The 24,198-nt window shown below is 72.9% G+C and carries 19 protein-coding genes and 1 tRNA gene; 12 read left to right on the top strand and 8 right to left on the bottom strand.

The features are described from left to right. Nucleotides 1–69: 69 nt before the first annotated feature. Nucleotides 70–3,936 (bottom strand): Pls/PosA family non-ribosomal peptide synthetase, encoded by a 3,867-nt coding sequence (locus M2163_RS13825; RefSeq protein WP_280894092.1) that lies wholly within the window; start codon nt 3,934–3,936, stop codon nt 70–72. 285 nt (nt 3,937–4,221) lie between these two features. Continuing rightward, a tRNA-Leu gene (locus tag M2163_RS13820) sits at nt 4,222–4,309 on the bottom strand. A 198-nt stretch (nt 4,310–4,507) separates the two neighbouring features. Here M2163_RS13820 and M2163_RS13815 point away from each other — a divergent pair. From M2163_RS13815 to M2163_RS13805, 3 genes are all read left to right on the top strand, one after another. Continuing rightward, the gene (locus tag M2163_RS13815; RefSeq protein ID WP_280852496.1) at nt 4,508–5,833 is read left to right on the top strand and encodes a M20/M25/M40 family metallo-hydrolase; all 1,326 of its coding nucleotides are present in this window, start codon (nt 4,508–4,510) and stop codon (nt 5,831–5,833) included. 146 nt (nt 5,834–5,979) lie between these two features. After that, nucleotides 5,980–6,213 carry a chaplin ChpH gene (chpH, locus tag M2163_RS13810; RefSeq protein ID WP_007380902.1) on the top strand — a complete coding sequence of 78 codons (234 nt, stop codon included), beginning with the start codon at nt 5,980–5,982 and terminating at the stop codon, nt 6,211–6,213. Nucleotides 6,214–6,362: 149 nt separating this feature from the next. Then, nucleotides 6,363–7,196 (top strand): chaplin family protein, encoded by an 834-nt coding sequence (locus tag M2163_RS13805; protein WP_280894091.1) that lies wholly within the window; start codon nt 6,363–6,365, stop codon nt 7,194–7,196. 61 nt (nt 7,197–7,257) lie between these two features. On the opposite strand, the gene M2163_RS13800 is transcribed toward M2163_RS13805, so the two are convergent. Further along, nucleotides 7,258–7,446 (bottom strand): DUF5703 family protein, encoded by a 189-nt coding sequence (locus tag M2163_RS13800; protein ID WP_007380901.1) that lies wholly within the window; start codon nt 7,444–7,446, stop codon nt 7,258–7,260. A 47-nt stretch (nt 7,447–7,493) separates the two neighbouring features. On the opposite strand from M2163_RS13800, the gene M2163_RS13795 reads away from it, so the two are divergent. Further along, nucleotides 7,494–8,162 (top strand): hypothetical protein, encoded by a 669-nt coding sequence (locus M2163_RS13795; RefSeq protein ID WP_280852498.1) that lies wholly within the window; start codon nt 7,494–7,496, stop codon nt 8,160–8,162. Nucleotides 8,163–8,253: 91 nt separating this feature from the next. On the opposite strand, the gene M2163_RS13790 is transcribed toward M2163_RS13795, so the two are convergent. Both M2163_RS13790 and M2163_RS13785 read right to left on the bottom strand, forming a co-directional pair. Continuing rightward, entirely contained in the window at nt 8,254–10,446 is a 2,193-nt protein-coding gene (locus M2163_RS13790; RefSeq protein WP_280894090.1) for a helix-hairpin-helix domain-containing protein, read from the bottom strand. Next, nucleotides 10,443–11,426 (bottom strand): aldo/keto reductase, encoded by a 984-nt coding sequence (locus tag M2163_RS13785; RefSeq protein ID WP_280894089.1) that lies wholly within the window; start codon nt 11,424–11,426, stop codon nt 10,443–10,445. The genes M2163_RS13790 and M2163_RS13785 overlap by 4 nt, the downstream gene beginning before the upstream one ends. A gap of 175 nt (nt 11,427–11,601) precedes the next feature. On the opposite strand from M2163_RS13785, the gene M2163_RS13780 reads away from it, so the two are divergent. After that, nucleotides 11,602–12,657, top strand: coding sequence for an LLM class F420-dependent oxidoreductase (locus M2163_RS13780; RefSeq protein ID WP_280852501.1), 1,056 nt, complete (start codon nt 11,602–11,604; stop codon nt 12,655–12,657). A 310-nt stretch (nt 12,658–12,967) separates the two neighbouring features. Further along, nucleotides 12,968–13,756: a ferritin-like domain-containing protein gene (locus M2163_RS13775; RefSeq protein WP_280894088.1), complete on the top strand. Its 789-nt coding sequence runs from the start codon at nt 12,968–12,970 to the stop codon at nt 13,754–13,756. A 10-nt stretch (nt 13,757–13,766) separates the two neighbouring features. On the opposite strand, the gene corA is transcribed toward M2163_RS13775, so the two are convergent. Next, nucleotides 13,767–14,762, bottom strand: coding sequence for a magnesium/cobalt transporter CorA (gene corA / locus M2163_RS13770; protein ID WP_280894087.1), 996 nt, complete (start codon nt 14,760–14,762; stop codon nt 13,767–13,769). 62 nt (nt 14,763–14,824) lie between these two features. Here corA and M2163_RS13765 point away from each other — a divergent pair, with 62 nt between their 5' ends. From M2163_RS13765 to M2163_RS13745, 5 genes are all read left to right on the top strand, one after another. Then, complete coding sequence (locus M2163_RS13765; RefSeq protein ID WP_037715383.1) at nt 14,825–15,511, top strand: histidine phosphatase family protein; 687 nt, start codon at nt 14,825–14,827, stop codon at nt 15,509–15,511. A 114-nt stretch (nt 15,512–15,625) separates the two neighbouring features. Then, entirely contained in the window at nt 15,626–16,216 is a 591-nt protein-coding gene (locus M2163_RS13760; RefSeq protein WP_280852503.1) for a DUF3090 domain-containing protein, read from the top strand. After that, the gene (locus M2163_RS13755) at nt 16,180–16,992 is read left to right on the top strand and encodes an SCO1664 family protein (protein ID WP_280852504.1); all 813 of its coding nucleotides are present in this window, start codon (nt 16,180–16,182) and stop codon (nt 16,990–16,992) included. The genes M2163_RS13760 and M2163_RS13755 overlap by 37 nt, the downstream gene beginning before the upstream one ends. Nucleotides 16,993–17,093: 101 nt before the next feature. After that, nucleotides 17,094–18,323: a cysteine--1-D-myo-inosityl 2-amino-2-deoxy-alpha-D-glucopyranoside ligase gene (mshC, locus tag M2163_RS13750; RefSeq protein ID WP_280894086.1), complete on the top strand. Its 1,230-nt coding sequence runs from the start codon at nt 17,094–17,096 to the stop codon at nt 18,321–18,323. A 241-nt stretch (nt 18,324–18,564) separates the two neighbouring features. Then, on the top strand, nt 18,565–19,497 hold the full coding sequence (locus tag M2163_RS13745; protein ID WP_280894085.1) for a superoxide dismutase: 933 nt from the start codon (nt 18,565–18,567) through the stop codon (nt 19,495–19,497). 41 nt (nt 19,498–19,538) lie between these two features. On the opposite strand, the gene M2163_RS13740 is transcribed toward M2163_RS13745, so the two are convergent. Beyond that, nucleotides 19,539–20,555 carry a PAC2 family protein gene (locus tag M2163_RS13740; protein ID WP_280852507.1) on the bottom strand — a complete coding sequence of 339 codons (1,017 nt, stop codon included), beginning with the start codon at nt 20,553–20,555 and terminating at the stop codon, nt 19,539–19,541. A gap of 298 nt (nt 20,556–20,853) precedes the next feature. On the opposite strand from M2163_RS13740, the gene M2163_RS13735 reads away from it, so the two are divergent. After that, nucleotides 20,854–23,307 (top strand): NACHT domain-containing protein, encoded by a 2,454-nt coding sequence (locus M2163_RS13735; RefSeq protein ID WP_280894084.1) that lies wholly within the window; start codon nt 20,854–20,856, stop codon nt 23,305–23,307. A 1-nt stretch (nt 23,308) separates the two neighbouring features. Here the strand turns inward: M2163_RS13735 and M2163_RS13730 are convergent, their stop codons facing one another. After that, complete coding sequence (locus M2163_RS13730; protein WP_280852509.1) at nt 23,309–23,980, bottom strand: FadR/GntR family transcriptional regulator; 672 nt, start codon at nt 23,978–23,980, stop codon at nt 23,309–23,311. Nucleotides 23,981–24,198: the final 218 nt, after the last annotated feature.

Raw genomic sequence — 24,198 nt, 5'->3', positions numbered from 1 at the left:
CCGCTCCCTGCGCCGCACTGCCACTCGGATCCGCCGGTGCACCGCTCACCGGCTCCGAGTGGCCCGCGTTCAGGGCCGCCATGCCTCGATCGGGTTGCCGAGCCAGCGGGTGTCGTCCGGGACGGACTCCGCGGCCATGACGAGCGACGCGGGGCCCAGCGTGGTGCGGGCCCCGATCGTGCTGCCGGGCAGCACGATCCCGCCAGGGCCCAGCGTGGCGCCCTCACGGAGAACAACAGTATCCGTCCGCAAGATCCGGTCGTGGAAGAGGTGGGTCTGCAGGACGCACCCGCGGTTCACGGTCGCCCCGTCCTCCAGCGTCACCAGATCGGTCTCCGGAAGCCAGTAGCTCTCCACCCAGACGCCCTTGCCGATCTTCGCGCCGAGCCCGCGCAGCCACGCCGTCAGCACCGGGGTACCGGGCACCGAACCCGCCAGCCACGGCACCGCCAGCACCTCGACGAAGGTGTCCGCGAGCTCGTTGCGCCACACGAAGCCGCTCCACAGCGGGTGCTCCCCGCTGCGGTGCCGCCCCACCAGCAGCCACTTCGCGACCATCGACACCAGCCCCGCCACCGCACCGGCCGCGAGCAGCACCGCTCCGGCGAGCAGCCAGGCCCACGGCCCCAGCACGCACAGCGCGGCGATCGTCAGCACCGCGAGCCCGGCCGAGCAGAACACCGGCACGATCCGGCACAGCTCCACCAGACCGCGCGCCCACAGCAGCCCCGCCGACGGCTCGTACGTCCGGCTCTGGTCGCTGTCGGCCGCGCTGCGCGGCAGCTTCACCGGCGGCAGCCCCAGATACGACGTGCCCTTCTTCGCCTTCTTCGGCGTCGCCGACAGCACCCCGACGAGCCCGCCGTCCGGCACGCTGCGCCCCGGCGCGGTCATCCCGGAGTTCCCGAGGAACGCCCGCCGCCCGATCTCCGCGCGCCCGATCCGCACCCAGCCGCCGCCCAGCTCGTACGGCGCGGTCAGGGTGTCGTCGGCCAGGAAGGCGCCCTCACCGACCGTCGTCAGACTCGGCAGCGCCAGCACGGTGGACACCTCGGCCCCGCGCCCGATCCGCATCCCGAGCAGCCGCAGCCACACCGGCGTGACCAGGCCGGCGTACAGCGGGAACAGCGTCTCGCGCGAGCGGTCCATCAACTGCGTCACGGTCCACGCCTGCCACCCGACCCTGCTGTGCGTCGGATACGTCCCCTCCCGCAGCCCGAGGCTGAGCAGCCGCACAAGGACCAGGAGCAGCAGCGCGTACGCCAGCCCGAAGGCGAGCGTGGCCGGGACCAGCGCGAGGAAGGCGCCCCGCAGCGGAGCCTCCCCGGCGAGCAGGGGACGCGCGACGAGGAAGGCCGCCCCGCCCGCCAGCACGGGGAGCAGGGTCAGCGCGAGACCGGTGAGGCCGTACATCACCCGCCAGTACGTGCCCCGCGCCGGCCGTTCCTTCGGCCAGTTGCGCTTGGCCTTGCCCAGCTTGACCGCGGGCGCGCCCGCCCAGCGCTGACCGGTCGGGATCTGACCGGTGACCGCCGAACCCGGCGCCACCTCGGCTCGCTTGCCGACACGGGCGCCAGGGAAGAGCATGCTGCGCGTGCCGACGACGGCGTGCGCGCCCACCTTGACCTGGCCGATCTCCAGCCGGTCGCCGTCCAGCCACCAGCCGGACAGGTCCACCTCGGACTCCACGGCCGCGCCCCGGCCCAGCTTGAGCATGCCGGTGACCGGCGGCAGCGAGTGCAGATCCACGTCCGGACCGACCTTGGCACCGAGCGCCCGCGCGTACCGCTCCAGCCAGGAGCCGGTCAGCGAGGTCGCCCCGGTGAACTCGGCGAGCCGCTCGGCGGTCCACAGGCGCAGATGGACGCTGCCACCGCGCGGGTGGCGGCCGGGCCGGACGCCGCGCAGCAGCAGCCGGGCCCCGCCCGCCGCCAGAGCGAGCCGCCCCGGCGGGCTGAACAGGGCGAGCGCCCCCGCGCCGATCAGCCACCAGGAGGCGGTCGGCAGCCAGCCGTAGGACGGCAGGAGGTTGCCGACGGCGGCCAGCGGCACCATCCACCGCAGTCCCATCAGCGTGAACAGGGGGAGCAGGAGCAGAAGTTGGATCGCCCGGGACCGCAGCGGCACCGGCGCGACCACCCGCGCCGCCCCGTCGTCCTGCGCGGACTCCTCCAGGTGCCGGGCCAGCTTCCGCAGCGTGGGCTGCTGGTAGACGTCCAGGACGGCCGCGCTCGGGTAGCGGGTGCGCAGCCGCGTGGTCAACTGGGCGGCGGCCAGGCTGGATCCGCCGATCGCGAAGAAGTCGTCACGGGCGCCGGAGACCGGGATGCCGAGGACCTCGGCCCACTGCTCGGCGAGCCAGGCCTCGGTGCCGTACAACTCCTCCGTCTTCACCGCCGCTTCGAGCCCTTCCAGCGGCCACGGCAGCGCGTTGCGGTCCACCTTGCCGGAGGTCCGGGTCGGCAGGTCGTCGACGGGAGCCAGCAACGGCACCAGCGCGGCGGGCAGTTCGGCCCGCAGCTTCGCCACGGCCGCCGCCTGGTCCCAGCCGTCCTGCGTGACGACGTACCCGACGAGGAGCTGGTTGCCGCTGCGGGCGGTGCGCACGGCGGCCGCCGCTCCCGCGACCCCCGGCAGCGCCTGCAGGGCCGCGTCGACCTCACCGAGCTCGATCCGCCGGCCGCCGAGCTTGATCTGCTCGTCGGCCCGCCCGAGGAAGACCAGCCCCTCGGGCTCCGCCTTCACGAGGTCACCGCTGCGGTAGGCCCGCTCCCAGCCCAGGGACTCGAGCGGCGCGTACTTCTCCGCGTCCTTCTCGGCGTCCAGGTACCGGGCCAGGCCGACCCCGCCGATCACCAGCTGCCCGCTCGCGCCCATCGGCACGGGCTCCCCGGCCTCGTCCACGACGGCCAGCTCCCAGCCGTCCAGCGGCAGACCGATCCGGATCGGCTCCTCGCCGCTCATCAGCGAGGCACAGGCCACCACGGTCGCCTCGGTGGGGCCGTAGGTGTTCCACACCTCGCGCCCTTCGGTGACCAGCCGCTGCGCCAGCTCGGGCGGGCAGGCCTCGCCGCCGAAGATCAGCAGGCGTACGTCGTTGAGCGTCTCGGGCTCCCACAGCGCGGCGAGCGTCGGCACGGTCGAGACGACGGTGATCTCCTGCTCGACCAGCCAGGGCCCGAGGTCGGCCCCGCTCCTGACCTGCGCACGCGGCACCGGCACCAGACAGGCCCCGTACCGCCACGCCAGCCACATCTCCTCGCAGGAGGCGTCGAAGGCGACCGACAGCCCCGCCATGACCCTGTCACCGGGACCGATGGGGTCGTCGGTGAGGAACAGCGCGGCCTCGGCGTCCACGAAGGCGGCGGCGCTGCGGTGCGAGACGGCGACACCCTTGGGTTTGCCGGTGGAACCGGAGGTGAAGATGATCCAGGCGTCGTGCTCGACACCGGGCCGGGCGGCGGGGACCTCGCCGCGTCCGTTCACGGTCAGCTCGTGTCCGGCGCCCACCACGGCCCGGACCTCCGCCTCCCCGAACACCAGCTCGGCCCGCTCGTCGGGGTCCTCGGCGTCCACGGGGACGTAGGCGGCACCCGCGGCCAGTACGGCGAGGATCGCGACGTAGAGGTCATTGGTGCCGGACGGCACCCGGACGCCCACCCGGTCCCCGCGCCCGACCCCGGCCGCGGCGAGCCGCCGCCGCAGCCGCTCGACCTCGGCGGCCAGCGCGCGGTAGGTGAGCCGGGTCGTCCCGTCGTCCAGGGCGAGCTCGTCGGGGTAGGACCGCACGGACGCGTCGAAGACGTCGACGAGCGTGCGGGGGGAGGCCGCCGGGCCCCCGGAGAAACGGGCGGTGTCGCCGAACTGTTCGCGGATCTCTGCGCTGAGCTCTTCGTTGAGCAGGCCGAGAGCGCTGCTCTCGTCTATGGCTGCCATCGGTCCTCGCGTCTCGATCCCGGAGCCCCCGGGGCGCTGGCGGGCCCGCAGGTCTGCCTGGGGTTGTCCGGCTCCAGCTCGTAACAAGCCGGAAATTTTAGTACGACGCTAGGTTCGAGCCGTCTGAACGGCGACCCGGGAGGGGCCGTCCGGGGGTGAGGTGCACTTCCCCCAGGCCGCTGACCTGCTGACCTTCACACCGAGCGAGAGATGCCCCACATACAGCGAGCAAGGGAACGGAAACGACGAATCCCCCCGGCCGCCGAGCGGCCGGGGGGATTCGGCTGGTGTCCGAGGGGGGACTTGAACCCCCACGCCCGATAAAGGGCACTAGCACCTCAAGCTAGCGCGTCTGCCATTCCGCCACCCGGACAAGGTGTCTGTCGTGCGGGGTCCTCCCCGCGGCGACGAAGGAAACATTACCAGGCTTTCGAGGGGCCCCGATCACCCCCCGTCCCCTCCCGGGGACGCGCGTGAACGGGGTGTGACGGGCCGGGCCCGGTCTTGGGGCCGACCGGGTCACGGAGAGAGGATGAGGGCAACCACCAGCAGTGACAGCGGGAGGAACAGCGTGAGCGACACGGACACGGCCAGGGGCGTCACCGGCGAGGACGAGGTCGTGGACCTCTGCCGCGAGCTGATCCGCTTCGACACCAGCAACTACGGCGACCACTCCGGCCCCGGTGAGCGCAAGGCGGCCGAGTGGGTCGCGGGCAAGCTCGCCGAGGTGGGGCTCGACCCGCAGATCTTCGAGTCGCACCCCGGCCGCGCCTCCACGGTGGCCCGGATCGCGGGCGAGGACCCGTCCAGGCCGGCCCTGCTGATCCACGGCCACCTCGACGTCGTACCGGCCAACGCGCAGGACTGGACCCACCACCCGTTCTCCGGCGAGGTCGCGGACGGGTGCGTGTGGGGCCGGGGCGCGGTCGACATGAAGGACATGGACGCGATGACCCTGGCGGTCGTCCGCGACCGGCTGCGCAGCGGCCGCAGGCCGCCCCGGGACATCGTCCTCGCGTTCCTCGCGGACGAGGAGGCCGGCGGCACGTACGGCGCCCGGCACCTCGTCGACCACCACCCCGACCTCTTCGAGGGCGTCACCGAGGCGATCAGCGAGGTCGGCGGCTTCTCCTTCACGGTCAACGAGCAGCGCCGGCTCTATCTGATCCAGACGGCCGAGAAGGGCATGCACTGGATGAAGCTGACCGTGGCCGGCACCGCCGGGCACGGCTCGATGATCCACCGGGACAACGCCATCACCGAGCTGTCGGAGGCGGTCGCGCGGCTCGGCCGGCACAAGTTCCCGGTACGGGTCACCAAGACGACCCGGGCCTTCCTCGACGAACTCGGCGACGCGCTCGGCACCGAGCTGGACCCCGAGGACATGGAGGGCACGCTCGCCCGGCTCGGCGGTATCGCCAAGCTCATCGGCGCGACCCTGAGCAACACCGCCAACCCCACCCAGCTCGGCGCCGGCTACAAGGTCAACGTCATCCCGGGCGAGGCCACCGCGCACGTCGACGGGCGCTTCCTGCCCGGCCACGAGGAGGAGTTCCTCGCCGACCTCGACAAGATCCTCGGCCCCAAGGTCAGGCGCGAGGACGTGCACTCCGACAAGGCCGTCGAGACCACCTTCGACGGCGCGCTCGTGGACGCCATGCAGTCCGCGCTGGTCGCCGAGGACCCGGCCGCCAAGGCGATCCCCTACATGCTCTCCGGCGGCACCGACGCCAAGTCCTTCGACGAGCTCGGCATCCGCGGGTTCGGCTTCGCGCCGCTGAAGCTGCCTCCGGAGCTGGACTTCGCCGGGATGTTCCACGGTGTCGACGAGCGGGTGCCCGTGGACGGGCTGAAGTTCGGCGTGCGGGTTCTCGACCGGTTCATCGACGCGAGCTGACTTGTGTTGACGCGCCTATTCGGCCGCGCGTGCGAGATCGGCCGGGAAGGGTGAATGCGCTCATAAGCTCGTATCCCCATTACTCCCTCCTCGTTACAACTCATGTGATCCGCTGCTTGGGATCGCATTGCCAACAAGGAGGAATAATGATCAAGAAGGTCGTCGCCGCTGCGGCTGCTACTGGTGGCCTGGTTCTCGCGGGCGCGGGCCTTGCCGTCGCCGATGCGGGTGCGCAGGGTGCCGCTGTGGGCTCCCCGGGCGTGCTGTCCGGCAATGTCGTGCAGGTTCCCGTTCACGTCCCGGTGAACGTCTGCGGCAACACGGTCTCCGTGATCGGCCTGCTGAACCCCGCCTTCGGCAACACCTGCATCAACAAGTGACGTTGTGCCTCGCCCTTAGTTAACAGGGATGAGCCCGTCGGCCCCGGAGTGCAAGCCATGCGCTCCGGGGCCGACCGGCCTTTTCGAAAAGAAAAAGAACCGCGATACGGCGGAATTTCGAGACAAGGTCGAAAGCAGGGATTAGGTACATGCGACAAGTCACCCGCAAGGGCCTGATGACAGTGGCGGCCGCCACCGGAGTGATCGCCGCCGCCGGAGGCGCCGCCCACGCGGACGCGGGCGCGAGCGGATCGAGCGCGAACTCTCCCGGCGTGCTCTCGGGCAACACGGTGTCGGCACCGGTGCACGCGCCGGTCAACGCGTGCGGCAACACCGTGAACGTCGTCGGGGTCCTCAACCCCGCGATGGGCAACAGCTGCGCCAACAAGGGCGGCGGCAGCGGCACCCCCGGCGGACACGCCGGTCCGGGCGGCTCCGCGGGCCACGGCGGCGGTCACGGAGGACACGGCCACGGCGGCTCCGGCGGCCCTGGTGGCTCCGGTGGTTCGCACGCCGGCGGTCACACCGGTGGCTCGCCCGGCGTGGGCTCCGGCAACCACGTCGAGGTGCCGGTCGACGCCCCGGTGAACGCCTGCGGCAACAGCGTCGATGTCATCGGCATCGGCAACCCGGCCATGGGCAACGACTGCGCCGGCGGACCGGGCGCCGGGCAGCACACCCCGCCGGGATCGCCGGGCTCGCCGGAACAGCCCGGCACCCCGACGCAGCCCGGCAACCCCGGTCACCCGGGCGACCCGGTGGAGCCCGGCCACCCCGGTTCCCCGGCCACCCCGCCCGCGGCGGGCGGCGGAGCCCCGGGCGGCGGCAACCACCCCGGGACCCAGTCGGTCGCCCAGCCGCTGGGCGGCGCGCAGCTCGCGCGGACCGGCAGCGACCTGCCGATCGGGCTGGTCCTCCCGGTGGGCGCCGGGGCGCTGCTCGCGGGCGCGGTCCTGTACCGCAGGGCACGGGCCTCGGCCTAGGACATACCGCGTGCAACGGAGTGGGCCCCGCCTCGGCGGGGCCCACTCCGTTCGTCCTGTCTCACCACGTGGCACGCACCTGGCGGATGATCCGCCGGCGCAACCGCACCCTGCGGCTGCCGTCGCGCATCAGACTCAGTCGGTCCAACTCCCAGTGTCCGTACTCGGCATGGTCCGTCAGCAGACGTGTGGCGTCCTTGCGGGAGACCCCCCGCGGTACGTACACGTCGACAAATTCGTATTCCGGCATCGCATCTATTGTGCGGGCCGGGGCCCGCTACGGATAGCGTCTGCACTATGTCTGATGCTGTGCAGCCCACCGCTGCCGAGGTACGTGCCGCCGCCGAGGCGGTCAAGACCGCGCTCGACCGCCACCTGGCCGCGGTCGAACGCAGGTCGGGGGAGGACGACCCCGCCGTCTACGAGGCCTTCAACGAACTGGCCGCGGCCGCCGAGGTGTACGACGAGCTGCTCTACGACCGCTACGACGAGGTCACCCCCTTCGAGATCCCGGGCGCGGAGGACGCCCCGCCGTACACCGGCCCCGAGGAGCCGAACGCGCTGAGCGTGCTGATCCGCCGCGACTACGCCGTGGTCGAGCCCCAGCGGTTGCTGGCGCAGGCCCAGCGCGTCGAGGCGGCCGACGAGGGGCTCGGCACGGAGGCCTCCGGCACGGTGCACGGTGCGCTGGAAGTACTGTTCGGCGAGTTCGAACCCGACGAGATCGCCTCCCGGCACAAGGAGTTCGGCCTGGAGGAGGGCGACTCCACGCTGTGGGTGACCGCGGCGGACGAACCGGCCGAGCCGGGGGAGTGGCTGGAGACGCCGTTCGAGCAGGTCGACGTCGAGCGGGTGGTGTGCCGGTTCGACGTCAGCGCGGTGTTCGACGACGACCTCGACGACGACGCGGACGGGCCCGACGGCGCGGACGACGATCTGGAACCGCTGGACGTGGACCGTCCCTGACGCGGGGGAGCGACGTGGACCGTCGCTGACGCGGGGGAGCGCGGCCCCGGAGACGATCTCCGGGGCCGCGCTCCTTTTGCTTTCCGGGCGGTCAGCCGGCCGTCGGCGACTGGGTCCTGAGAAGGATGGGCAGCCGGGTCGTCCGGGGCTTGGCGGGGATCTCGGCGACCGCCCTCGGCAGGGCCTGCTCCACGCCGTGCACCACGGACAGATGGCGGTCCGCCCGGCCGAACGCCGTGTAGACCCACGGCCGGCTGAGGGCCTGCGCCGCGTCCCCGGGCAGCACCACGACCGCCGCGGGCCAGCGGCCGCCCACCGCCTGGTGCGCGGTCAGGGCCCAGCCGTGCCGCACGGACTGCTCCACCCGCTCCTTCGGTACGACCACGGGCTCGCCGGCGCAGCTCAGATGCAATCCTTCCGCGTCGGCGCGCACCACCCGGCCCGGGAGCGTACGGCCCGGAGCGGGGGAGTAGGCGACGCGGTCGCCGGGGTCGAACCCGCCGAAGCGGCCCGGACCGGGGTTCAGGCGCTCCTTCAGGGCCGCGTTGAGGACGCGGGTGCCGGCGGCGCCGCCGTGGCCCGGGGTGATCACCTGGGTCTCCTCGGCGGGGACCCCGATCGCCCGCGGCACCGAGTCCGCGACCAGCTGCACGGTCCGGTGCACGGCCTCTCCCGCGTCCCGCACCGGCACGATCACGACCTCCTTGCCGGGGGCCTCGACCTGGTTCAGCTCACCGATGCCGATCCCGGAGACCAGCTCGCCCAGCGGCCCGGGGTCCGGCCTGCGCGAGGCGACCTGCGGACAGATCCGGGCGGCCAGCAGATCCGCGAACACCCGTCCGGGTCCCACCGACCACAGCACCGCCGGATCCCCGCCCAGCACCAGCCGTGCCCCGTCCGGCAGGGACTCCACGAGCAGCGCGGCCGTCTCGACGTCCAGCTGGGGCGCGTCGAGCACGACGAGCAGATCGAGGTCGAACGCCCCGTCGGCGTCCCGTCCGGGCCCCTCGGCACCGGAGAGGAGTCCGGCGACGGTGGCGACCTGCCGGGCGGGGGCGTGGGAGTCCGCTTCGAGCAGGGCGCCGAAGCGGTCGCGCCCCAGAGGGCTGTGGGTGGCCGCCCAGGCCCGCAGCCCCAGCCCCCGCGCCGCCGCCAGCAGCGCCGCCGGTTCCGCCAGGGAGGCCTCGCCGCCGGTGTGCAGGACCAGGCCGCCCGCCGCGACCGCGCGGATCAGCTCGGCGGCCGAGCCCTTGGCCGAGGCCGCGGCACGCTCCCAGTCCTCGGCCGAACCGTCCTCCTTGGGCACGGAGTTGATCAGCCGGGCCAGCCCGTCGGCGAGGCTCTCCTCCGCGAGGGCGTACCGCTCCAGGCCGACCAGGATCCGGACCGGACGCTCGGCACCCTCCTCGTCGTCCTCCGCGGGCTCAGGGGCCGCCGGGTCGAGGGCGTCCTGGAAGACCAGGGCCTCGGCCTCGGCGATCGTGCTCTGCACGGCCGCGTCGGCGTCCGGCACACCCCGCTGGGCCAGTGCGGCGGTCAGCGCCGGCATCTCCAGCGCGGTGTGCCCGGCCAGCGCCGCCTGCTCCAGGAGCCAGACGGTGACCGCCCGCCCCCGCCGCTCGTCGTCCGGCGCGCACTCCGCGCCGAGCAGCGCCCGCGCGAACCCGTCGGCCTGCTCGGGGCGTACGCCCGTGACCCGCAGCAACTGCCAGGGATCCGCCCGCAGCTCGTCGTCGGCCCCCTCCCCGAGGACCGCGGTGACCTGGGCGGCGAGGGGCTCCGGCGCCCCGCCCTCGGCCAGCACGCGCCGGACGGCCTCCACGGTCTGTGGCGCGGGCGCGCCGACGGACTCCGCGCCACCGGCCGCCTGCGCCGACACCGGCCGGGACCGCACCGGCTCCTGGGCGGGCCGACGCGGTGGCTCGGGCTCGCTGAAGACGGCGGCCACGGGCTTGGCCCCGCTCTCCACCGCCCGTACGGCGGCTAGGAGATCGGCCGCCTTCCCGCTGAGCTTGGCCCCGCTCTCGACCGGCCCCTGCTTCTCGGCCTTGCGCCGCTCGATCCGCTCCCGCTCGATCCGCTGCGCCGCCAACTCGGCCTCGGCCTCGGACAGCCGCGCCTTCTCCGCCCCGTCCGCGTCGGTGCCGACGGGGTCCCCGCCCTCACTCACGCCGTCACCGGTGTCCGCCTCCTGCTCCGGCGCTGCCTCCGTGCCCTCCTGCTCGAGCGCGGCGTCCCGCGTCCCCGGCTCGGTCTTCTCCGTGGGCTCCGGCTCCGTGCTCACAGCGTGCTCCAGTCGTGATCGGGATAGCGGTGCACGGGCGCCGACACATCGTCGAGCGCCCGGCAGATCTCGTCAGGAAGACTAAGGGCCTCCACTGACAACGCCGCCGTGAGCTGCTGCGAGTTGCGCGCGCCGACGATCGGCGCGGTCACCCCGGGCCGGTCCCGGACCCACGCGAGCGCCACCTGGAGAGGCGTCACCGCGAGTCCGTCGGCCGCGGTGGTCACCGCGTCCACGATGTGGCTCGCGGTGTCGTCGAGGTACGGCGCGACGAACGGCGCCAGATGCTCCGAGGCACCCCGCGAGTCGGCCGGCGTGGAGTTGCGGTACTTGCCCGTCAGGACGCCCCGGCCCAGCGGCGAGGAGGGCAGCAGACCGATGCCCAGGTCGAGCGCGGCCGGCAGCACCTCCCGCTCGACCCCGCGCTGCAACAGCGAGTACTCCAGCTGTGTGGCGGCCAGCCTGGTCCGCGTCCCCGGCGCCGCCAACTGCCAGGTCCCCGCCTTGGCGAGCTGCCAGCCGCAGAAGTTGGAGACCCCGGCATAGCGGGCGCGGCCGCTGCTGACGGCCAGGTCGAGGGCCTGGAGCGTCTCCTCCAGCGGGGTGTGGGCATCGTAGGAGTGGATGTGCCACACGTCGACGTAGTCCGTGCCGAGCCGGGCCAGCGAGTCGTCCAGCGCGGAGAGCAGGTGGCCGCGCGAGCCGTCGACGCGGACGTCCGGGTCAGGGACGCTGCCCGCCTTGGTGGAGATGACCAGGTCCCGGCGCGGGACCAGGCCTTCTATGAGACGTCCGAGCAGGTACTCGGCCTCCCCGTCGCCGTACACGTCCGCCGTGTCGACCAGCGTCCCGCCCGCCTCCCAGAACGTTTTCAGGAGGTCCGCCGCGTCGTGCTCGTCGGTGTCCCTGCCCCAGGTGAGGGTGCCGAGTCCGATACGGGACACGCGCAGGCCGGTACGGCCGAGATGCCTCTGCTCCATGAACGCCGAGATTACTGGCCAGAACCTGTCGCGTGGGGGCCTGTGGACAACGGATTGCGACACCTGAGCGGTTGCGGCCGCCCGGTCACCGGCACGGGCCGCGACCTGCCCCGCGCGGGCCCGCCGCGCTAAGGTCTGCGGCAAGGACGTTACTGATCGGTAAGGGGAATCGGCCATGCAGCTCGGGATCAACCTCGGCTACTGGGGCGCAGGAATGGACGCGGACAATCTCGCCGTCGCCCAGGAGGCCGACCGGCTCGGATACGCCGTCTGCTGGGCCGCGGAGGCCTACGGCTCCGACGCCGCGACCGTGCTCACCTGGGTCGCCGCCCAGACCGAGCGCATCGACGTCGGCTCGGCCATCTTCCAGATCCCGGCCCGCCAGCCGGCGATGACCGCGATGACCGCCGCCACCCTCGACTCGCTCTCCGGCGGCCGCTTCCGCCTCGGCCTCGGCGTCTCCGGGCCGCAGGTCTCCGAGGGCTGGTACGGCGTCAAGTTCGACAAGCCGCTGGCACGCACGCGTGAGTACGTCGAGATCGTCCGCAAGGCCATGTCGCGCGAGCGCCTCTCCTACGAGGGACAGCACTGGACGCTGCCCCTGCCCGGCGGCCCCGGCAAGCCGATCAAGCTGACCGTGCACCCCGAGCGTGAGCACATCCCGCTGTACATCGCCGCGATCGGCCCGAAGAACCTGGAGCAGACCGGCGAGATCGCCGACGGCGCCCTGCTGATCTTCCCCTCCGCCGAACACCTGGAGGACACCGCGATCCAGTACCTGCGGGCGGGGCGCGAGAAGGCCGGCAAGAGTCTGGACGGGTTCGACGTCTGCCCGACCCTGCCGCTCGCCCTCGGCGACGACAAGGACGTCACCGGGCTCGCCGACACCTTCCGCCCCTACACCGCGCTGTACGTGGGCGGCATGGGCAGCCGCAAGCAGAACTTCTACAACCAGCTCGCCCAGCGCATGGGGTTCGAGGCGGCGGCCGCCGAGATCCAGGACAAGTACCTGTCCGGCGACAAGGACGGCGCCGCGGCCGCCGTCCCGCACGACCTGATCGACAAGACGACGCTGCTCGGTTCGGTGGACCGCATCGCCGACCGGATGAAGGAGTACGCGGCGGCCGGCGTCACCACCCTCACCCTGGCCCCCGCCGGCTTCACCCTCGACGAGCGCCTCGCCTCCCTCCGCGCCGGCACCGAGGCCCTGGAACGCGCCGGCCTGGCCTGACCCCGGACCGGGGGAGGGCGCAGCACGTCGGCGTCATCAAATCGGCGTCGGTTCCCTCCCCCCCAACCTCACGGGAGTCCCGCCGCACCGCCGGAGGCTTCCGCGGCCGTGGTGGGGGCTCGGGGGTCGACCCCGCCACGGCCGTCACGCGGTTCAACGCGCCCGCACCCGTGCGGTTACGCCCCTGTGGTGACACCGGTGGTCCTCCTTTTGGCGGAGTCGTCCGGCACACCTGTTGCAGCACCCCTCCCGCCGCACTTGACTCGTTCTTTGCGGATTGCCACGGAGTCCGGCAGAGAGGTGCCCCACGATGCTTTCGGCCAAGAGTCTGTTCCAGGAGATCCTCGACCACGACGAGTCCTTCCGGCTGTTCTGCTCCATCGCGGCCAGCGGGGAGTCCCAGGGCGGCTGGGAGAACGCCCGGATCGCCGCCCTGGTGCCGCCGAGCGAGCGCGCACTGGCCCCCAAGATCACCCGGCACGGCGCCGACGAGGACAAGCACGGGCGGATCTTCAACGCCCTGATGAAGAAGCGCGGTCTCGCACCCGTCCCGGTCCCGCCGGAGACGGACTACACGATGCTCCTGGAGAAGCACGGCATCGGTCTCGCCCACGACAAGCTCAACAGGGACGAGCCGCTGACCGTGCACGACATCGTCACCTACCTCGCCCACAGCCGGGTCACCGAGCAGCGGGCCTCCGAGCAGATGGAACTGCTGCGCAAGCACTTCGCCGACCACCCCGACCTCGGCCGGGCGGTGCGGATGATCTCCGCCGACGAGGACAACCACCTCGCCTACTGCCACGAGGAACTGCTGCGCTTCGCCCACGCCGGTCACGGCCGCACCATCCAGCGCACGCTCAGGGAGTGCGCGCTGGCCGAAATCCGCGTCTACCGGGACGTCAGCCTCGCGGTGATGGCCCACATGGGCCGCATCCTCGGCTGGTCCCGCGCGAAGGCCGCCGTCCTCGCCGCGGGCATCCACGCCGTCTACGCCTACGAACGCGCCGCGGGCTGGCGCCGCATGGTCTCCCTGAAGCCGCCGGAGCACCGGGACGCCCTCGGCGGACCCGCCACCTCGGCACCCGAGTTCGCCTGAGGAGCGCCCGCTACAGCCAGCCCCGGCGCTTGAACGTCCGGTACAGCAGCACTTCCAGCACGCCCATCAGCGCGATCACCGCCGGGTACGCCCACACCCAGTGCAGCTCGGGCATGTGCTCGAAGTTCATGCCGTAGATCCCCGCGATCATCGTGGGGATCGCCGCCATGGCCGCCCACGCGGAGATCTTCCGCATGTCGTCGTTCTGCCGGACGCTCATCTGCGCGAGATGCGCCGACAGGACGTCCGACACCAGCCGGTCCAGGCCCTCCACCGACTCGTTCACGCGCGCGAGATGGTCGTTGACGTCCCGGAAGAAGGGCCGCGCCTTCTCGTTCACGAACGGCACCGTCCCGCCGTAGGTCCCCACACCGGCGAGCCGGGTCAGCGGCATCGACAGCGGGACGGTGGCCCGCCGGAACTCCAGGATCTGCCGCTTGAAGGTGTAGATCCGCGAGGCGGTGCCCCGGGAACCGCCGCCGTCCGGCGAGAACACCTCCGCCTCCAGTTCCTCCAGATCGGTCCCGAGCTCCGTCGCCACCTCCAGGTAGTGGTCCACGACGGCGTCGGCCACCGCGTACAGCACCGAGGTGGGGCCCTTGCCGAGCAGCTTCGGCTCTCGCTCCAGACGCTCCCGCACGGCCTTCAGGGGCGAGCCCACGCCATGACGCACCGTCACCACGAAGGCGTCGCCGAGGAAGAGCATGACCTCGCCGGTGGACACGGTGTCGCTCTCCGGTTCGTACACCACCGGCTTGAGGACCACGAACAGGGAGTCGTCGTACACCTCCAGCTTGGGCCGCTGATGCGCCTTGAGGGCGTCCTCCACCGCCAGCGGATGCAGTCCGAACTCCTTGGTGACCAGCTCGAACTCCTTCTCCGTCGGCTCGTGCAGCCCGATCCAGACGAACCCGCCCGCCAGGCGCGCCTGATCCAGCGCGTCCGACAGGTCCTCGGGGCCCTCCGAACGGCGTCCCTCCCGGTAGATGGCACAGTCGACGATCACGGAGCGTGTTCTCCCTTCGCTCGAAGGACGCCGCGGTCCGGCGTACGCCTACCCTGGGCCGCATGCCCACGTTGATCCTTGTCAGGCACGGACGCTCCACCGCGAACACCGAGGGGCTGCTCGCCGGGTGGACGCCCGGGGTCGCCCTGGACGAGCGCGGCACCGCCCAGGCCGCCGCGCTGCCCGGACGGCTCGAAGGGGTGCCGATCTCCGAGGTCGTCGCCAGCCCGCTGCAGCGCTGCCAGGAGACGGTCCAGCCGCTGCTCGACGCCCGGCCCGGTCTCCGGGCGCACAGCGAGGAGCGCATCGGGGAGTGCCACTACGGCGACTGGTCCGGGCGCAAGCTCGCCGAGCTCATGGACGAGCCGCTCATGGAGGTCGTCCAGGCGCATCCGTCGGCGGCCGCGTTCCCCGGCGGCGAGTCCATGCGGGCGATGCAGACGCGCGCGGCGGAGGCCGTACGCGAGTGGAACGCGCGCGTGGAGCGCGATCACGGAGCCGACGCGGTCTATCTGATGTGCTCGCACGGCGACATCATCAAGTCGCTCGTCGCCGACGCACTCGGACTTCATCTCGACCTCTTCCAGAGGATCTCTGTCGAACCGTGTTCCATCACCGTCATCCGTTACACCCGTCTCAGGCCGTTTCTCGTCCGCCTCGGTGACACCGGTGACTTCGCCTCCCTGGTGCCGCGCGAGGAGGCCGCGGGCGGTGACGCCCCGGTCGGTGGTGGTGCGGGCGCACCGTGATCGTCGGGCGCAGTAGGGTGAAGCGGTTCACACAAGCGCGTTCACGCATGGACGTTCCCACCGCTTCCGTCGTTCCCGTCGTTCCCGTACTCACGAATCCAATGGAGACAGGACGTGTCCCGTCAGGTGTTCCTCTATGACCCGCCGGACCGCTTCGTGGCCGGCACGGTCGGACTGCCCGGACGCCGTACGTTCTTCCTCCAGGCCACGGCCGGCCCCCGGGTGACCAGCGTGGCCCTGGAGAAGACACAGGTCGCCGCCCTCGCCGAGCGGATGGACGAACTCCTCGACGAGGTCGTGCGCCGCAGCGGCGGCAGTGCCTCCGTACCGGCCGTGCCGCCCACCGAGATCGCCGACACCGCTCCCCTCGACACCCCCATCGAGGAGGAGTTCCGGGTCGGCACCATGGCCCTCGCCTGGGACGGCGAGGAGCAGCGCATGATCGTCGAGGCGCAGGCCCTCGTGGAGCTGGAGGCCGACTCCGAGGAGGACCTCGCCGAGGCCGAGGAGAGACTCCTCCAGGACGAGGAGAACGGGCCCCCGATGCTGCGGGTCCGGCTCACCGGCGCGCAGGCCCGGGCCTTCGCCAAGCGCGCCCTGGACGTCGTCAACGCGGGGCGGCCGCCGTGCCCGCTGTGCAGCCTCCCGCTCGACCCGGAAGGACACGTATGTCCGCGCCAGAACGGATACCGCCGCGGAGCGTGACCCCGGCAGAGCTGCTCGCCCGCGGCGAGCTGACGGTACGCGGGCAGATCCGGGACGCCTCCAACGCGGTGCTGCACTGCTCCGTCGCGTACGACGGGCAGGAGGCGCTCTGCGTCTACAAGCCGGTCCGCGGCGAGCGGCCCCTGTGGGACTTCCCCGACGGCACCCTCGCCCAGCGCGAGGTCGCCGCCTACGAGGTGTCCGAGGCGACCGGCTGGGGCCTGGTGCCGCCCACCGTGCTGCGGGACGGCCCCTTCGGCGAGGGCATGTGCCAGCTGTGGATCGAGGGCGTGCCCGGCAGTGAGCTGCTCGCCCTCGTCGACGGCGAGGAGCCCGAGCCCGGCTGGAAGGCCATCGCCCTCGCCGAGGTCGGCGAGGGCAGGACCGCGCTGCTGGTCCACGCGGACGACGAGCGGCTGCGCAGGCTCGCCGTCCTCGACGCGGTGATCAACAACGCCGACCGCAAGGGCGGCCACCTGCTGCCCGGTCAGGGCGGCCGCCTCTACGGCATCGACCACGGCGTGACCTTCAACGTCGAGAACAAGCTGCGGACCCTGCTGTGGGGCTGGGCGGGGGAGCCCCTGACGGGAGAGGCGGTCGACGTCCTGAAGGGGCTCAGGAAGGCCCTGACGGGCGACCTGGCCGCCCGGCTGGCCGCCCTGATCACCCCCGCCGAGATCGACGCCACACGCGCGCGGGTCGACGCGCTGCTGGACTCCGGGAAACACCCCGAGCCGAGCGGCGAGTGGCCGGCCATTCCCTGGCCGCCCGTCTGACGGGACACTGCACAGGGGGCCGTACCGCGCAAGAAGGCCTTACCGGCCATCCGGCCCGGTCCGGTTCGTATACGGAACATCCGTCCGGTTAGGCTCATGACATGCATGCCTGGCCCGCTTCCGAGGTCCCCGCCCTGCCTGGTCAGGGCCGCGACCTGAGGATCCACGACACCGCGAGCGGTGGCTTGGTCTCCCTCGACCCCGGTCCCGTCGCTCGTCTCTACGTCTGCGGCATCACGCCGTACGACGCCACCCACATGGGGCACGCGGCGACCTACAACGCGTTCGACCTCGTGCAGCGCGTGTGGCTCGACACGAAGCGTCAGGTTCACTACGTCCAGAACGTCACCGACATCGACGACCCGCTCCTGGAGCGCGCCGAGCGGGACAGCCTCGACTGGACCGCCCTCGCCGAGAAGGAGACGGCCCTCTTCCGCGAGGACATGACCGCCCTCAGGATGCTGCCCCCGCAGCACTACATCGGCGCGGTCGAGGCGATACCCGGGATCGTGCCCCTCGTCGAGCGGCTGCGGGACGCCGGTGCCGCCTACGAACTCGAAGGGGACGTCTACTTCTCCGTCGAGTCCGACCCGAACTTCGGCAAGGTCTCGAACCTCGACGCGGCCGCCATGCGGCTGCTGTCCGCCGAGCGCGGCGGCGACCCGGACCGGCCGGGCAAGAAGAACCCCCTCGACCCCATGCTGTGGATGGCAGCCCGCGAGGGCGAGCCCAGCTGGGACGGCGGCTCCCTGGGGCGGGGCCGCCCCGGCTGGCACATCGAGTGCGTGGCCATCGCCCTGGACCACCTCGGCATGACCTTCGACGTCCAGGGCGGCGGCTCCGACCTCGCCTTCCCGCACCACGAGATGGGTGCCTCGCACGCCCAGGTGCTGACCGGCGAGTACCCCATGGCCAAGGCGTACGTCCACGCCGGCATGGTCGCCCTCGACGGCGAGAAGATGTCCAAGTCCAAGGGCAACCTGGTGTTCGTGTCGCAGCTGCGGCGCGAGGGCGTCGACCCCGCCGCCATCCGCCTCGCGCTGCTCGCCCACCACTACCGGGCCGACTGGGAGTGGACCGACCAGGTCCTCCAGGACGCCGTGGACCGGCTGGGCCGCTGGCGTGCCGCCGTCTCCCGGCCCGACGGACCGCCCGCCGAGGCGCTCGTCGAGGAGATCCGCGAGGCCCTCGCGAACGACCTCGACGCGCCCACCGCGCTGGCCGCCGTCGACCGCTGGGCCGCCGCCCAGGAGGAACAGGGCGGCGACGACACGGGCGCGCCCGGCGTGGTGACCCGCGCCGTGGACGCGCTGCTGGGAGTGGCCCTCTAAAAGGCCGCACGGAAGGGCTGCTTCCTCCCCGCGGAGGAAGCAGCCGACCGCCCGTCCAGCCCGAGTGCGCCGACTCGGTCTGCGGCAGGTCGATGTGCGTGACGTGTGCGATCCGCCCGGAAGGTGATGTCACGTCACAATCCGGCCACACGCTGTGGAGGCGGCCGTCATGTGATGGGGTGGGAGCGTCGCTTGACCGTTCGGCCGGCCGTGCGCCGGCCCCCTTGCGGAAGGACGCACCGTGGCACCCGCAGACCGTTCCTTCGCACGTCGCACACTCCTGACCACGACCGCCGCGCTGACCGGAGCGGCCCTGCTCGGCGGCACCGCGCAGGCGGCCGGAACCCGGCACACCGCGTGGCCCGCGCAGTTCCCCCTCCCCGACGGCTTCCAGCCCGAGGGCATCACCATCGGCCCCGCCCCGTACGCCTACTTCGGCTCCCTCGCGAACGGGGACGTCTACCGGGCGAGCCTGGCCACCGGCCGCGGAACCGTCATCGCGAAGGGCGCCGGACGCCCGACGGTCGGCCTGAAGATCGACCGGCACGGCCGCAGACTCTTCCTCGCCGGCGGGGACAGCGGCGAGATCCGGACCGTCGACGTCCGCTCCGGCGAGACCGAGCACGTGTACGCCACCGGCGGCACCTTCGTGAACGACGTCATCCTCACCCCGGGCGCCGCCTGGTTCACCGACTCCTTCAAGCCGGTGCTCTACCGACTGGCCGAGGGCGCGGTGACGACCGTACCGCTGACCGGGGACTGGCAGCAGGGACCCGACTTCACGGCCAACGGCATCGAGCGCACACCCGACGGCCAGGCCCTGCTCGTGGTGAACGCCTACGCGAACGGCGGCGGCCTCATGCGGGTCGACCCCGCCACCGGCGCAGCCCGGGCCGTCGACCTCGGCACGGCGAAACTCCCCAACGGCGACGGCCTGTTGCTGCTCGGCCGGACCCTCTACGCCGTCCAGCAGCAGCAGAACGCGATCGACGTGTTCCGGCTGAACGACTCCGGCACCCGCGGCACCGCCATCGCCCGCATCACCGACCCGCGCTTCCGCATCCCGACGACGGTCGCCGCCTGGGGCAAGAGGCTCTACCTGCCCAACGCCCGCTTCGACGTGGAGCCCACGCCCACCACCGAGTACGACGCGGTGGCCGTGAACCGGGTCTGAGAGACCGGAGAGGGCGGTGCGTGTGCACCGCCCTCATCCGCTCAGTCCTCCGGCGACGAGTCCCCGTCGTCCGACTCCGGTTCCCGCTCGGGTCCCGGCTCCGCCTCCGGCCGCGGTGGCTTGGGGGGCTTCGTACGGCCACCGGGGCTGTCCCGCAGATACGCCGAACTGTCGCTCCCGTCCGCCGTCGCGTGTCCGCCCGGCTGGCCCGGCTGGCCGCCGTCCCGGCGCCGCAGATACCGCTCGAACTCCCGGGCGATCGCCTCGCCCGAGGCCTCCGGCAGCTCCGCGGTGTCCCGGGCCTCCTCCAGCGTCTGGACGTACTCCGCGACCTCGCTGTCCTCGGCGGCCAGCTGGTCCACGCCCACCTGCCAGGCGCGCGCGTCCTCGGCCAGCTCGCCCAGCGGGATCCGCACGTCGATCAGGTCCTCCAGGCGGTTCAGGAGGGCCAGCGTCGCCTTCGGGTTCGGCGGCTGCGACACATAGTGCGGTACGGCCGCCCACAGCGACACCGCGGGCACGCCCGCGTGGGTGCAGGCCTCCTGGAGGATGCCGACGATCCCCGTGGGACCCTCGTACTTGGTCTCCTCCAGGTCCATCCGCCGGGCCAGGTCCGCATCCGACGTGGTCCCGCTGATCGGCACCGGACGGGTGTGCGGGGTGTCACCGAGCAGAGCGCCCAGGATCACCACCAGTTCCACGCCCAGTTCGTGGGCGAAGCCCAGCAACTCGTTGCAGAACGAGCGCCATCGCATCGACGGTTCGATACCCCGGACGAGCACGAGATCGCGCGGCTTGTCACCGCCGACGCGGACCACCGACAACCTTGTCGTCGGCCACGTGATCTTGCGCACTCCGCCGTCCAGCCACACCGTGGGGCGGTTCACCTGGAAGTCGTAGTAGTCCTCGGCGTCCAGCGCCGCGAACACCTCGCCCTTCCACTCCTTGTCCAGATGCGCGACCGCGGTGGAGGCGGCGTCGCCGGCGTCGTTCCAGCCCTCGAACGCGGCCACCATGACCGGGTCGATCAGCTCGGGAACCCCCTCGAGCTCGATCACCCAGCGCCTCCTTCCGACGTGCCCTCGCTTAACGCACCAACCTTACGGCGTCCGGCGGGGGGGCGCCCGCAGCCCCCTTGCACGGGGGAGTGAACGATCACTGCCCCGTTCGCCACCCCTGAACACCCCGGCGTCCGGGCTCGCCGGCACCGCCGCCGAACCCCTCGTACCGGACGCCGTTCCCCCGCCCCCGCACGACAGAGCTCCGATGTCCCCCTGACCACACCGTTTCACCCACTCGTGTGGAGCGGCGCCCAACCGGCGTCCGCCGCCGCTGCCGTACGGAACTCTTCGTCGGGTGAGCCGAGTTGTCCCCAGGTCGCGCGTGCGGCGCGCCGGAATCGTCTATCTGACCCTGCTGACCGCGGGCACGCTGGGCGCGCTGCTGCTCGCCCCGCGTCTCGACGACCCGGCGACCGTGCTCGCCGCGCTGCTGCCGACCTGGGGCGGGGCCTATCTGGCGTGGAGCAGTTACCGGGCCGAGCGGACCGAGGCGGCCGCGGGACAGAGCCCGCACGACCTCGCCGACCGGCTCGCCGTCGCCGTACGGCACGAGTGGGAGCGGGAGGCGGAGGTACGCAGGCTGGCGGACCCGTATCCACTGCCCGTGGGCTGGCGGGACGCCGACCCCGACCTCGCCGAGGCCCCCGGGCCCGACGCGCACGGCGGCCGGGGTGACGTCGACGGAGTCCTCACCGGGGGAGCGCCCACCCGGCTGCTGGTGCTCGGCGACCCGGGCGCGGGCAAGACCCTGTTCCTCGTACGGCTCCTGCTCGCGCTGATCGAACGGCGGCGGGCCGGCGAGCCGGTGCCCGTGCTGTTCCCGCTCGCCTCCTGGGACCCGGCCGCGCTGGACCTGCGGGACTGGATGGAGCACCGGCTCGTGCAGGACCACGCGGACCTGGCCGGACCCGCCCCCGAACCGCACCGACGGCTCACCCTCGCCCGCCTGCTGCTGGACCGGCGGCTGATCCTGCCGGTGCTCGACGGCTTCGACGAGCTGCCCGCGGACCTCGCGGCCACGGCACTGCACCGCATCGCCCAGGCGCTGCCGCCGGGGTGCGGGGTGGTCCTGTCGAGCCGTCCCGCCGAGTACCGGGCGGCGCTGCGGCCGCGCACCGGCGTCCCCGCGCGGCTCGCGGGGCTGGCCGGCATCCACCTCGAACCCCTGGACCGCGCCGACGTCGCCGCCTACCTCCTGCACGACGCCGGCGGCCCGCACGCGCCTGCCGCGCGACGCTGGGCCCCGGTGGTGCGGGCGCTGCGGACGGACACCCCGGTGGCCCGGGCGCTCAGCAGCCCGCTGATGGTGTCCCTGGCACGCACCGCGTACAACCCACGGCCGGACGAGGGCCACGCCGTGCTGCCCGACCCGGCCGGACTGGTGTGGCTGCGCGACCGGACCGCCGTGGAGCACCACCTCCTGGACGCCTTCCTCGACGCCGCCTACCGTCCGCACCCGCGCCGGAGCGACCACTGGCCGACGGCGCGGGCCCGCCGCGCGCTCGTGTTCCTCGCCCGGCACCTGGAACGAGGGCTCGACGGCGCCGCGGAGGTCGCCTGGTGGAAGCTGCGCCACACCGTGCCGGCCATGCTGCCCAAGGCCCTGGCCGGTGTCCTGCTCGGCGTGGTGGCCTGGCTGTTCGAGGGCACGGTCATGGCGCTGACCCAGCAGTTCACCGGGCAGGGCGGGCCGGCCGACTGGGAGCAGCGCGGCGGCCTCGGCATCGTGGCGGCGGGCATCTGCGGCGGTCTGGTGTGCGGCCTCGCGGCCGGGGCGGCGATCACGCTGCTGTGCCTGCTCGCCGCCCCGCCGGGGGGCCTTGCCGAAGTCCTGTTCAGCCGGCTGGCGGACACCGGGGCCCTCGCCCTGGTCGGCCTGATCATCTCCGGGTTCGCCTTCGGTGTCCGGCCGCGGCTGCGACGCCCCTCGTGCTGGGACCGCCGCGCCCTGCTGACCGGCGCGCTCGCCGCGCTCTGTTACGTGGCCGCCTTCGGCAACGCGTGCGGCATCGCCGGCGCCCTCCTCTACGGCGTGACGGCCGCGGCGATGGGCACCGACGGGGTGCCCGCGGACGCGGCCCGCCCCGTCGCCCGGCTGCGCTGGCACTGGAGCCCCGCGGGGGTCGGCCGGGGGCTCCTCGTCGGGACCCTGCTGGGTGCGAGCATCGTCCTGGAGGGCCTGGTCGCGTACGCCCTCCTGGGGCCCGGGAGCGCGGAGAACATCGCGCCCGCCGACCCGGTCGCGGCCTGCTGGGCCGGCGCCCAGCTCGCGGCCGTGTTCGCCGTGTCCTGTCTGCTCGTGCACGGCCTGCGGGCCGTCCCCGTCGACCTCGCCGCCAGCACCGACGAACGCGCCCTGCTCGCCAACGACCGGCGCACCCTCGGCGTCTGCGTCCTCACCTCGGCTGTCGTCGGCGCCGTGGTGATCGGCGCCCAGGGCTGGTGCGCGGTGCTGTGGGGCTCGACCCGGGTGTGGGGCGCGCAGCCGACCGGCGGCTACCTGTGGATGTTCGTCGTGGGACTGATCCCCGCCCTGCTGACGGGGCTGGCGGTCGGCATCCGGCAGTCCGCCTGGGGCCACTACGCGGTCGCCCGCTGCTACCTGGCCCTGCGCCGGGGACTGCCGTACGACCTCATGGGCTTCCTCGCCGACGCGCACCACCGGGGCGTGCTGCGCCGGGTGGGCGCCGTCCACCAGTTCCGGCACGTCGCCCTGCAGCGGCGGCTGGCGGAGTCCGGGCCCGAGTGACTCACAGCGTGGAGCGCAGCCACTGCTCGACGCTCGCGATGTGCACCGTGGCCCAGGAGCGGGCCGCCTCGCCGTCCCGGTCCCGCAGGGCCGCCAGGATCGCGCGGTGCTCGTGCAGGGTGCGGCTGACCGCGTCCTCCTGGGTCAGGCCGCGCCAGATCCGGGCCCGGGTGGTGGGCCCGGACAGGCCGTCCAGGAGGGAGCAGAGCACGGAGTTGCCGGAGCTCTGCACGATCCCGCGGTGGAAGTCGAGATCGCAGGCGACCAGTTCCTCCACCGACGGGCTGTCGCCCAGCTTGTCCAACTGGGCGGTCAGCGCGTTCAGTTGCTGCTCGCTGATCCGGGAGGCGGCCATCGCGGTGGCGGCCGGCTCCAGGATGCGGCGCACCGCCAGGAACTCCAGGACCGTGTCGTCGCGGTGGAAGTCCACGACGAAGCTCAGCGCCTCCAGCAGGAGTTGGGGGTCCAGACTGGTGACGTACGTGCCGTCGCCCTGGCGCACGTCCAGGATGCGGATCAGGGACAGCGCCCGCACGGCCTCGCGCAGCGAGTTGCGGGACAGCCCCAGTTCGGAGGCGAGTTCGCTCTCCTTGGGGAGCCGGTCGCCGGGGCGCAGCGCGCCGGAGACGATCATGCCCTTGATCTTCTCGATCGCCTCGTCGGTGACAGCCATGTCCGGCCTCCTTCTCGCCCGCCCCGCGCTGAGACGTCGGATGTCTCAGCCACATTATGGAGGCTGCCCGGCACCGGCGATTCCCGCGCGGAACGCGGCATGCGCAAGGGGGCGGCTCCGTCGGCGGGGGCCGCCCCCTTGCGCAGGCCGGCCCCTCACAGGGGAGGAGAGGGGCCGTTCCCGGGACGCTGGTGCCGGTCGGGGAGGGACCGGGCCCG

The sequence above is a fragment of the Streptomyces sp. SAI-135 genome (genome assembly GCF_029893805.1).
Taxonomy (GTDB): domain Bacteria; phylum Actinomycetota; class Actinomycetes; order Streptomycetales; family Streptomycetaceae; genus Streptomyces.
Note: the sequence above shows the minus strand (reverse complement) of the source record. Positions and strands in the feature narration are given on the sequence as shown.

Excerpts from the sequence above, each read along its gene's own strand:
- M2163_RS13825 (WP_280894092.1), bottom strand. The coding sequence starts at position 3,936 with ATGGCAGCCATAGACGAGAGCAGCGCTCTCGGCCTGCTCAACGAAGAG.
- chpH (WP_007380902.1), top strand. The coding sequence starts at position 5,980 with ATGATCAAGAAGGTCGTCGCCGCTGCGGCTGCTACTGGTGGCCTGGTT.
- M2163_RS13805 (WP_280894091.1), top strand. The coding sequence starts at position 6,363 with ATGCGACAAGTCACCCGCAAGGGCCTGATGACAGTGGCGGCCGCCACC.
- M2163_RS13800 (WP_007380901.1), bottom strand. The coding sequence starts at position 7,446 with ATGCCGGAATACGAATTTGTCGACGTGTACGTACCGCGGGGGGTCTCC.
- M2163_RS13795 (WP_280852498.1), top strand. The coding sequence starts at position 7,494 with ATGTCTGATGCTGTGCAGCCCACCGCTGCCGAGGTACGTGCCGCCGCC.
- M2163_RS13785 (WP_280894089.1), bottom strand. The coding sequence starts at position 11,426 with ATGGAGCAGAGGCATCTCGGCCGTACCGGCCTGCGCGTGTCCCGTATC.
- M2163_RS13780 (WP_280852501.1), top strand. The coding sequence starts at position 11,602 with ATGCAGCTCGGGATCAACCTCGGCTACTGGGGCGCAGGAATGGACGCG.
- M2163_RS13775 (WP_280894088.1), top strand. The coding sequence starts at position 12,968 with ATGCTTTCGGCCAAGAGTCTGTTCCAGGAGATCCTCGACCACGACGAG.
- M2163_RS13765 (WP_037715383.1), top strand. The coding sequence starts at position 14,825 with ATGCCCACGTTGATCCTTGTCAGGCACGGACGCTCCACCGCGAACACC.
- M2163_RS13755 (WP_280852504.1), top strand. The coding sequence starts at position 16,180 with ATGTCCGCGCCAGAACGGATACCGCCGCGGAGCGTGACCCCGGCAGAG.
- mshC (WP_280894086.1), top strand. The coding sequence starts at position 17,094 with ATGCATGCCTGGCCCGCTTCCGAGGTCCCCGCCCTGCCTGGTCAGGGC.
- M2163_RS13730 (WP_280852509.1), bottom strand. The coding sequence starts at position 23,980 with ATGGCTGTCACCGACGAGGCGATCGAGAAGATCAAGGGCATGATCGTC.